General features: G+C 48.7%; 4 protein-coding genes. All 4 read right to left on the bottom strand.

Annotation, left to right across the window (positions count from 1 at the left end):
• Nucleotides 1–194: hypothetical protein (locus M2108_RS31775; protein ID WP_280777357.1), on the bottom strand; the 194-nt coding region annotated here is incomplete at its 3' end.
• Nucleotides 195–202: 8 nt separating this feature from the next.
• Nucleotides 203–373: a hypothetical protein gene (locus tag M2108_RS31770; protein WP_277473362.1), complete on the bottom strand. Its 171-nt coding sequence runs from the start codon at nt 371–373 to the stop codon at nt 203–205.
• Between the two features lie 2 nt (nt 374–375).
• Entirely contained in the window at nt 376–693 is a 318-nt protein-coding gene (locus M2108_RS31765) for a phage tail assembly protein (RefSeq protein ID WP_277473361.1), read from the bottom strand.
• Nucleotides 694–704: 11 nt separating this feature from the next.
• Nucleotides 705–1,133, bottom strand: a 429-nt coding sequence (locus M2108_RS31760; RefSeq protein WP_277506485.1) for a phage major tail tube protein, incomplete at its 5' end; no start/stop codon positions are given.

The following is a 1,133-nucleotide window of genomic DNA, read 5'->3' as shown; positions in this document are numbered from 1 at the left end:
AACTCCCGCTCGGCTGCCTGCAGGCCATCCCGTAGAGGTCGAACCATATCTCCAGAGATCCGGATTGCTTCGATAGCCCGGGCTGTATCCTGAATCTTATCCAGCCCGTCCAAAACTTTGTGCATTATATTGTTATAACTGGGCTCCAGCTTGGCCTGTAGCTCAAACGCAATTTTATACTCTTTGCCGGCCATTGGTTATATCACCCCTTGCGCTGCCGGTTTCGTTCTTCTGTTAGCTCATTTGCCGTATCGACCCATTCATACAGCTCTTTGATCGGCATGCCGAGCCAATAAGGGATTGGCGAAAAATAAGCAGACGAAAAGGCCGCTGCCAGCTTCCTCAGCTTGCGCGGCCCCTCCTTATCAGCCAATCCTAACCCAGCAAAAAACTTTGAGCTCGCAATGCGATTTTCGACACGTCCTTAGCCGGCATCTTAGCAAAAATCTCATATGGTTTATTCGCGGCCAGAGCAGCAATATGCAACTGGTAAGGCATACTCAAAGCTTTAACAAAACTTTGAGCACTGGAATCCCCAGCAATAATTTTGTCAACTTTGAGAAGATCATCTCCAACCAGACGACCAAAATCCAAAGTCAATTCCGTGATAGTCTCCCCTTCAAAATCAAAAGGCCGACTAAGCGTATAAACCCGCTCGTCAGCCTCAGATGCAGTATTTTTTTCGTTTGCCATTATTTAATCCCTCACATTCCCAAGTTTTCACGGATTTTAGCCATGTAGTCAACACCGTCGATGATGCAGATAAAGTTATATTTATCAATCTCAATGATCGTCCGTCCCTCAACCACAACTTTGTAGTAAATGCATTCCAGCGATATGCTGCTACCGGTTGTCGCATTAACAGCCAGTGTACCGCCGGTGGTGGTCTTGGGAATAGCACGGACACTCACCCGAACAGCCTGATTCTCATACTGTCCAGTAGTGGAATTAAACACTTGCTGAGACCCGCGAAAATCCAAAGCGTGGGCAATTGGGGCAGCGAGCCTCAGCATTGGAACATCCAGTGTCCGGAAATTGAGCGTTGTTTCCATGCTGCCGTAGTGCCCGAGAGTCGGGCTGTCTACTTCCCCGGCAATGCCCGCTCCAGAGACCGTTTCAGTCAGCGCCTCCAA

Origin of the sequence: Paenibacillus sp. PastM-3, assembly GCF_029893965.1 — a bacterium.
Taxonomy (GTDB): Bacteria; Bacillota; Bacilli; order Paenibacillales; family Paenibacillaceae; genus Paenibacillus_AQ.
The sequence above is the reverse complement of the archived record's forward strand: the minus strand, read 5'-3'. Positions and strand labels throughout refer to the sequence as shown.